Origin of the sequence: Sphaerospermopsis sp. LEGE 00249 (assembly GCF_014299995.1) — a bacterium.
Lineage (GTDB): Bacteria > Cyanobacteriota > Cyanobacteriia > Cyanobacteriales > Nostocaceae > Sphaerospermopsis > Sphaerospermopsis kisseleviana.
Window position 1 is genome coordinate 1 of record NZ_JACJUZ010000126.1, and the last position, 6,983, is coordinate 6,983.

The following is a 6,983-nucleotide window of genomic DNA, read 5'->3' on the forward strand; positions in this document are numbered from 1 at the left end:
GAACTGCTTGCAGCAGCGCTTCGCTATCGCTACCTAAACTTTAGACCATTTTGTATTAAAATTATCCTCAAAGGTCTTCAAAAATCCGAAATTACCGATTGTGACACTGGGGGGTGCGGAATGTGGGTTTGATATCTCTGGGTTTTACATTTATTCAGCATCCCCTAAATTAATGTCAGAAGTCGGGGATCTTTGAGTTATGCTATACTAACTTAAACGTAGTCGTTATGAGTTTGTATAATAGTATGACAAATTCCCCAGTAGAAAACCCCAAAGTAGAAAACCTAGTCATTATCGGTTCTGGTCCCGCTGGTTACACCGCAGCTATCTATGCAGGAAGGGCAAATTTAAAACCCTTAGTATTTGAAGGTTTCCAAGCAGGTGGTTTACCCGGTGGGCAACTGATGACAACCACCGAAGTTGAGAACTTCCCAGGGTTTCCCCAAGGTATCACCGGACCAGACTTGATGGATAACATGAAAGCCCAAGCAGAACGGTGGGGCGCAGAATTATATACTGAAGATGTGATATCAGTTGATTTGAGTCAACGTCCTTTTACTATCCGTTCCCAAGAAAGGGAAGTAAAAGCCCATAGTTTAATTATCGCTACCGGTGCAACAGCTAAACGTTTAGGTTTACCCAGTGAACATCAATTTTGGAGTCGGGGAATTTCCGCTTGTGCTATATGTGATGGTGCAACTCCTCTATTTCGTAATACGGAGTTAGGGATTATTGGTGCGGGAGACTCAGCAGCAGAAGAAGCTATTTATTTAACTAAATATGCTTCTTTGGTGCATTTGTTAGTGCGTTCTGATAAAATGCGGGCTTCTAAAGCTATGCAAGACAGAGTTTTGAGTAACCCGAAAATTAAAATACATTGGCACACCGAAGCAGTAGATGTAATTGGTGAAGAAAGTATAAATGGTGTGCAAGTGCGTAATAATCAAACCGGGGAAGAAAGCACTATTCCCGCTAAAGGTTTATTTTACGCCATTGGTCACAAGCCCAATACAGAGTTATTTCAGGGACAATTAGAACTGGATGAGGTGGGGTACATAACCACTAAACATGGTGGATTAGAGACTAGCTTAGAGGGTGTATTTGCAGCCGGTGACGTGCAAGACCATGAATTTAGACAAGCGATTACAGCAGCAGGTACTGGTTGTATGGCGGCCATGTTAGCGGAAAGATGGTTATCATCAAAGAATTTAATTCATGAATTTCATCAAACCCAAATTGAAGGAACAACACCCCACCCAGAAACCGAGAAAGCAGAAACAGAAGCGGAATTTAATTTGCAAGCAACACGCCATAATGGGGGTTATGCTTTAAGAAAATTATTCCATGAGAGCGATCGCGTGTTGTTGGTAAAATATGTTTCTCCTGGTTGTGGTCCTTGTCACACCTTGAAACCAATCTTAAATAAAGTCGTCGATGAATTTGATGGTAAGATTCACTTTGTAGAAATTGACATTGACCAAGATCGAGACATAGCAGAAAATGCCGGCATCATAGGAACACCGACAGTACAGATATTTAAGAATAAGGAATTGGTAAAAGAAGTGAAAGGTGTAAAACAGAAAAGTGAATATCGACAGATGATAGAAAGTAATTTGTAGGGACAGGGGACAGGGGACTGGTGACTGGTGACTGGGTTAAGATTAATAACCCAATTACCAATCACCAATTACCAATTACCAATTACCAATTACCAATCACCAAACAAACAATATGATAACTATTCAAACCAAAGAATCTAAATTATGATTCAAACTTTACCTGAAACTAAATTAGTTACTTTTGCAGAGTTTATCGAGTGGTATCCAGATACAGGATTACGCTATGAATTACATGATGGAGTAATTATAGAAATGACACCACCCGTAGGAGAACATGAAGAAATTATTGGCTTTTTAGTTGAAGAAATAGTCACAGAATATAAACGTCTAAAACTTCCTTATTTCATTCCTAAAACAGCTTTTATCAAACCACCAGAAAAAGAATCAGGATACTTACCAGATATAATATTGTTAAATCGTTCTAATTTAATTAATGAACCTTTATGGAAAAAATCATCTACAATTAGTGAATCAGCTTCAATTCCTTTAGTAGTTGAAGTTGTCAGTACAAACTGGCGTGATGATTACCATAAAAAACTTGCTGACTATGAAGAAATGGGTATTGTGGAATATTGGATTGTAGATTATGCTGCTTTAGGTGGTAGAGTATTTATTGGCAATCCTAAACAACCAACTATTTCACTTTATCAACTGATAGAAGGAGAATATCAAGTTAGTCAATTTAGAGATGATGATTTAATAATATCACCAACTTTCCCAGAGTTAAAATTAACTGCTAATCAAATTTTTCAAGCTAGTTTGTAAGAGTGTAGATTATAATATAATTTTCATATAATTTTCATGCAAGTATAATGTAAATATTCAGCCGTCATCAGGAGTCAAAACCATGCAAGAACAAATAACCGAGTATCAACAAGAACTAACAGAACGTATTTCCACATTAGTGGATAAATTATTTCAAGGAAGTAGTTTCTACAAAGTCAAATTAGACCAATATGAAATGACCGAAATGCTGATAGAATTATTTGGTAGATTGTCACCAGAGGAAATGAGAGCAATTAAAGAACATGATTTAACCAGAAGAATTGATAAAATTCTTGTATTAGAAGCTGTTGCAGGGACATTGAACGACTTATCACCCGAAGAAATAGCGATTTTTGATGCAGCGGTAGAAGGAAAATAACACTGTGAATTATTTACTAGATTCAAATATCGTTAGTTACATTTTAAAAAAGAATGCAACTGTAAATAAGAAACTCCGACAAGTCAATAGTCAAGGAGGAAAGATATTTATTAGTTGCATTACTTACTATGAAATAAAAAGAGGGCTTTTATCCATTAATGCTGTCAAACAATTAGGTGAGTTTCATGTATTTTTTCAAAAATATCAAACATTATTTTTAGAGGATTTAGAAATCATTGAAAAATCCTGTGAAATTCACGCTAAGTTAAAAAAACAAGGTACACCTATTCAAGATGCAGACGTTTTAATAGCAGCAACAGCAATTATCTTAGATTTAATTCTTGTTTCTAATGATTCCGATTTATCCAGAATTGAAGGACTTAAATTAGAAAATTGGTTATTGTAAAAAATTGGTTATTGTAATATATAATTTATATTTTTACAGCCGTTTCCTAAGTTATGAGGTACAAGGTTAACAGGCAAGATGCCTGTTCCACAAGGGTTAGAAAAAAATTACCATCATAATTATATTACCATGACTATTACAAAAAGCCGCATACCAAGATTTTTAAACTTTGCTAAATCTAACCTATCCCAGCGATTTATGTTGATAGGTTTAGCAATGACTTTATTTTTTATCTTTTTAGCCTTTTTTGCCCCAGTTTTCCAACAGTGGGGATGGTTACAAAACCCCAAAGAATTTTTAAGTAACCCTATTCATGACGCACCTTCCCTTAAACATTGGTTTGGTACAAGTCGCTTGGGTTATGATGTCTTTTCCAGAACAATTTTTGGCGCACAAGCAGCACTGCAAGTAGTGATTTTAGCCACTGCATTAAGTATGGTTGTGGGTGTACCCTTGGGAATGGTAAGTGGTTATTTAGGAGGAAAATTAGATAAAACTTTACTATTTCTCATGGATAGCATTTACACTTTACCGGGTTTGCTGCTATCTGTTACCTTAGCTTTTGTGGTAGGGAGAGGAATATTAAATGCGGCGATCGCCATTAGTATTGCTTACATTCCCCAATATTATCGCGTTGTGCGTAACCACACCGTCAGCGTTAAAACCGAAGTCTACATCGAAGCAGCGCAAGCAATGGGCGCTTCTACCTGGATTGTATTATCAAGATATCTATTTTTCAACGTTATTCAAAGTGTCCCCGTCCTCTTTACCCTTAACGCAGCAGATGCCATATTAGTATTAGGTGGTTTAGGTTTTTTGGGTTTAGGACTACCCGAAGATGTACCCGAATGGGGTTATGATTTAAAACAAGCTCTGGAAGCACTACCTACAGGTATTTGGTGGACCACTCTTTTTCCCGGTTTAGCAATGACTATCATGGTAGTAGGGTTATCACTACTTGGGGAAGGGTTGAATGAGTTTGTCAATCCTCGTTTGAGAAGAGAAAATAGATGACTGGTGACTGGTGACTGGTGACTGGTGACTGGGTGAGAAAAACTAAGTCTTTCTCCTGACTCTTGATAACTAACAACAAAACTGAGATACTTCTGTGAACGATAAATTTACTTTAATTGCAGCTGCTACCGGTGGATTAATGCTTTCCGTTGCTTTATCTGGTATATTAAAAGGCGCACCGCTGATAACTTCGGAAAAATCTCATATTAAGTCTTACACTGTTGCTAATGTGCAGATTCTTACTAAAAAGAATTAATTCCTAATCCATACTAACCATCGTTCCTGTACAACTTGCTCCCGTAGAAGTTAAACTAGGAGCAGTAATAGGATTATTAGCTAATGTTCCTGCGGTTTGACAAGCAACAGCTAAAGTAAGTCCACTGGAAAGAACAGTTACACCACCATTAAAACCTTTAAGCGCAGCAGCGTCATTAGCTACTGCTGTAATCGTAGTAGTATTAATATCTGCTGTAATGTTATAATTGTAATTATTGGTTACAGTAGGAATACCCAGTTGTAAAGTCTCTATATCCCCAGCGAAAGCTGAATTTTCCATTCTGTAAGCTTGTTGCGCTCTATTAAATGCGCCTACATAAGTTTTAGCTTCTGATTGTTGTGCTTTTGCAGCTTGACTTAGGAAGGAAGGAAGAGCGATCGCTGATAGAATACCAATCAGAATAAATACAATTAACAATTCAATAATCGTAAAACCTGCATTATCTTGATTTTTGATCAGTAGATGCTGCATCAACTTAGCTTTTATGGTTAGTTTCATAGTGGTTTCTTTGGGGATGAGAGAATTTTTGTTACCTCTATGAATAAATTACCCAATTTAAATTATTTTTGTATACATAACCCAAATTGCTAGTTATGAGGAAGAGCGATAGCTACGCTGCACTTCGTGAACGCCAGGGGGGAATTTGTGAAGGCAGTGGGTGAATAAAGTAATAAAATCCCCTCCAGTCAGAAAAAAAGGAGGGGTGTATGTTAAAAGAAATAATTGCCATCTATGCTATCACAGATGACTTATTGAAAGCGATTGGACATGAAGAAGATAGTCGTAGAGTCATGAGTGATGCAGAAATTATCACAACGGCTATATGTGCAGCGATGTTCTTTAATGGCAACCATAGTAAGGCTTGTACTTACATGAAAGAACATGGTTTGATTCCAAATATGTTAGATAAATCACGATTTAACAGGAGATTGCACGGAGTTTTTATGTTAATGAACGATTTATTTCATCAAATGGGAATGATACTGAAAGAAATTAGTGATGATATTGAGTATCTTTTAGACTCATTTCCAGTACCTATGTGTGATAATATCCGCATTTTTAATGTCAAGTTAATTGAGTCAGAAAAGTACCGGGGTTACATGGCATCGAAAAAAAGATACTTCTATGCTGTGCGAGTCCAATTATTAACAACTAAAACGGGAATTCCTGTGGAATTTGTATTTTTACCTGGGAGTGCCAATGATGTACGTGGGTTAAATGCCTTACCCCTAAATTTACCCCCAGGGAGCGAAATTTATGGCGATGCAGCTTACACAGATTACACCATTGAAGATGACCTAGAACACACGAGTCAAATTAGTTTGAAAGTGATGCGGAAACAAAAATCTAAACGTCCAGATCCTCCTTGGATTCAATATATAAAACAACATACTCGTCATTATATTGAAACCGTATTTAGTTCAATTACAATTGATTTTCCCAAATCCATTCATGCTGTCACCTATCAAGGGTTTTTACTGAAAGTTCAGGCATTTATTTTTGCCTTCACTCTGCAAGAAGCATTTATCTAATCAGTTACTATTCATACTTTTAATTTCATTATTACTGACCGTCGCTTCTGCATTCCAGGAGTCAATTTTTGATGACTTTCTTTCCATTTGAATCTCTACCGGCTACTTGGGTTATTACTTTATTGACCCATTTATTTCCCAAACTTCACCCTAGCGTTCACGAAGTGCAGCGTAGCTATCGCTCTTCCTCATAACTAGCAACTTGGGTTAGTAAAGGTTTTGGTAAGTAATTAGCTCCGAAAACGGTATTGCATCAACTTAGAAAGTTTTACATTTTTGAGGTCATCAAAATAGTAATATTCTCCTCGCATTTTTACATTTTGACTCAGGCTAACTGGAGGCATATTTACCGCTAAATGAGTGCTTGAACTAGAATCCGCATTAAGGGGTCTAAGTCATCAGGAACACGATAACTATCAAGTCCTTGAATGAGATGTTTATTAATGCGATCTAGTTGAGCAAATTCCCAGATTTTGCCAGTGGTAACTGAACCAATAATGTGAGTTTGTTGTGGATTTTCTTGCCATTGATCTAGGGCGATTAATTCTGCAAAAAGTTGTGTCATACCATAATCTAAATCTTCTTTTTTAGCTTCAATTACTAAGAGGTTATGGCGATTTTTGATGAGATAATCAAAGTAACCTTGTAGTTGTTCACTGACTTTAATTTGATATTCAATTCTCACCTATGATTTTGTATAGTGAACTAAGTCTAAAATGATGGGAGAAATTAATACTTCTCTGCGACTTGTTTCATTAGCTAAATCAAAGTATGGGAGAATTTCATCAAGTCTTTCTTGCAGTTCTGTTAATCGGTCTAGGTTGTGTTGATATTGGGGTAAATTCAAACGTTTTCGAGTGAATGTATAGTAGTTTAACTTAAGAATGAGACAAAAAGAGTATAAGATTGAAGAGAGAAGGTATGGGAGTAGAAATCATGGCTTATAGTTTAGATTTAAGACAAAAAGTAATAGATTATATAGAAAATGGTG

At 36.4% G+C, this 6,983-nt stretch carries 11 protein-coding genes; 8 read left to right on the plus strand and 3 right to left on the minus strand.

What is annotated here, in order from left to right:
- Window positions 1-227 precede the first annotated feature (227 nt).
- From trxB to H5968_RS24230, 6 genes are all read left to right on the plus strand, one after another.
- Window positions 228-1,619 (plus strand): thioredoxin-disulfide reductase, encoded by a 1,392-nt coding sequence (gene trxB / locus H5968_RS24205; RefSeq protein ID WP_187041977.1) that lies wholly within the window; start codon window positions 228-230, stop codon window positions 1,617-1,619.
- Window positions 1,620-1,763: 144 nt separating this feature from the next.
- Window positions 1,764-2,384, plus strand: a complete 621-nt coding sequence (locus H5968_RS24210; RefSeq protein WP_187041978.1) for a Uma2 family endonuclease — start codon at window positions 1,764-1,766, stop codon at window positions 2,382-2,384.
- A gap of 82 nt (window positions 2,385-2,466) precedes the next feature.
- Window positions 2,467-2,763 (plus strand): hypothetical protein, encoded by a 297-nt coding sequence (locus tag H5968_RS24215; RefSeq protein ID WP_187041979.1) that lies wholly within the window; start codon window positions 2,467-2,469, stop codon window positions 2,761-2,763.
- A 4-nt stretch (window positions 2,764-2,767) separates the two neighbouring features.
- Window positions 2,768-3,169, plus strand: a complete 402-nt coding sequence (locus tag H5968_RS24220; protein WP_187041980.1) for a type II toxin-antitoxin system VapC family toxin — start codon at window positions 2,768-2,770, stop codon at window positions 3,167-3,169.
- Window positions 3,170-3,298: 129 nt separating this feature from the next.
- Window positions 3,299-4,183 carry an ABC transporter permease gene (locus H5968_RS24225; RefSeq protein WP_187041984.1) on the plus strand — a complete coding sequence of 295 codons (885 nt, stop codon included), beginning with the start codon at window positions 3,299-3,301 and terminating at the stop codon, window positions 4,181-4,183.
- Window positions 4,184-4,277: 94 nt separating this feature from the next.
- A complete protein-coding gene (locus tag H5968_RS24230) occupies window positions 4,278-4,439 on the plus strand; it encodes a hypothetical protein (RefSeq protein WP_187041981.1) in 162 nt (53 codons plus the stop codon).
- A gap of 3 nt (window positions 4,440-4,442) precedes the next feature.
- Here the strand turns inward: H5968_RS24230 and H5968_RS24235 are convergent, their stop codons facing one another.
- Window positions 4,443-4,958 (minus strand): type IV pilin-like G/H family protein, encoded by a 516-nt coding sequence (locus H5968_RS24235; protein ID WP_187041982.1) that lies wholly within the window; start codon window positions 4,956-4,958, stop codon window positions 4,443-4,445.
- 209 nt (window positions 4,959-5,167) lie between these two features.
- Between H5968_RS24235 and H5968_RS24240 the strand changes: the two genes are divergently transcribed.
- Entirely contained in the window at window positions 5,168-5,992 is an 825-nt protein-coding gene (locus H5968_RS24240) for an IS982 family transposase (protein ID WP_187041983.1), read from the plus strand.
- A 352-nt stretch (window positions 5,993-6,344) separates the two neighbouring features.
- Here the strand turns inward: H5968_RS24240 and H5968_RS25290 are convergent, their stop codons facing one another.
- Together H5968_RS25290 and H5968_RS25295 are read right to left on the minus strand one after the other, a co-directional pair.
- The gene (locus H5968_RS25290) at window positions 6,345-6,677 is read right to left on the minus strand and encodes a hypothetical protein (RefSeq protein WP_222620795.1); all 333 of its coding nucleotides are present in this window, start codon (window positions 6,675-6,677) and stop codon (window positions 6,345-6,347) included.
- Complete coding sequence (locus tag H5968_RS25295) at window positions 6,678-6,839, minus strand: hypothetical protein (RefSeq protein ID WP_222620796.1); 162 nt, start codon at window positions 6,837-6,839, stop codon at window positions 6,678-6,680.
- An 89-nt stretch (window positions 6,840-6,928) separates the two neighbouring features.
- Between H5968_RS25295 and H5968_RS26235 the strand changes: the two genes are divergently transcribed.
- On the plus strand, window positions 6,929-6,983 hold a 55-nt coding region (locus H5968_RS26235), incomplete at its 3' end, for an IS630 transposase-related protein (RefSeq protein ID WP_370569746.1).

Coding starts and splice junctions, on each gene's coding strand:
- trxB (WP_187041977.1), top strand. CDS start 228: ATGAGTTTGTATAATAGTATGACAAATTCCCCAGTAGAAAACCCCAAA.
- H5968_RS24210 (WP_187041978.1), top strand. CDS start 1,764: ATGATTCAAACTTTACCTGAAACTAAATTAGTTACTTTTGCAGAGTTT.
- H5968_RS24215 (WP_187041979.1), top strand. CDS start 2,467: ATGCAAGAACAAATAACCGAGTATCAACAAGAACTAACAGAACGTATT.
- H5968_RS24225 (WP_187041984.1), top strand. CDS start 3,299: ATGACTATTACAAAAAGCCGCATACCAAGATTTTTAAACTTTGCTAAA.
- H5968_RS24235 (WP_187041982.1), bottom strand. CDS start 4,958: ATGAAACTAACCATAAAAGCTAAGTTGATGCAGCATCTACTGATCAAA.
- H5968_RS24240 (WP_187041983.1), top strand. CDS start 5,168: ATGTTAAAAGAAATAATTGCCATCTATGCTATCACAGATGACTTATTG.